The sequence below is a fragment of the Bradyrhizobium oropedii genome, from assembly GCF_020889685.1.
GTDB lineage: Bacteria > Pseudomonadota > Alphaproteobacteria > Rhizobiales > Xanthobacteraceae > Bradyrhizobium > Bradyrhizobium oropedii.
In genome coordinates this window covers 1-536 of sequence record NZ_JACMYO010000503.1, presented here as the reverse complement: position 1 = coordinate 536, position 536 = coordinate 1, and the positions used below count along the sequence as shown (strand labels likewise).

Genomic DNA, 536 nt, shown 5'->3' with positions numbered 1-536 from the left:
CTGCTTCGGCGGCGCGCGCTTCTGGGCCGCCGGCGGAGGCGGCGTCGGCGCCTTCGGCGGATCGGGCGCCGCGGTCACGATGGTCTGGTCCGGCCCTTTGCAGTCGGTCAGCCAGATGTCGTAGATCGGATGCTCGACGCCATGCAGGCCGGGGCTCGCCGCGAACATCCAGCCCGAGAAGATCCGCTTCACTTCACCCTGCAGCGTGATCTCGTCGACCTCGACGAAAGCATCGGTGTTGGCGGCTTCCGTCGACGGCCGGGTGTAGCAGGCATCGGTCTTCACGCGGAGCGCGCCGAACTGCACGGTCTCGCCGATATCCTCGTCGAAATTGATGATGCGCCCCGTGATCTTGTCGAGACCGGAGAAGCTCGCCTTCTTGTTGGTGATCTTGGTCGACGGCGGCTCCTGCACGACCTCGTCGCCGGGCTGCAACGCGGCAGGCGTCTGCGGCGCGGTGCCCTGTGGCGCGCCCGGAGGCGTACCTTGCGGCGCGCCCTTGGGACGCTGCCCCGGCGGCAGCGGATTGGCACCGG

The 536-nt window shown here is 69.0% G+C and carries 1 protein-coding gene; it reads right to left on the bottom strand.

Features of this window, described 5'->3' with window-relative positions:
- On the bottom strand, window positions 1-536 hold a 536-nt coding region (locus H8A95_RS43500), incomplete at both ends, for a DUF2155 domain-containing protein (RefSeq protein ID WP_229188518.1).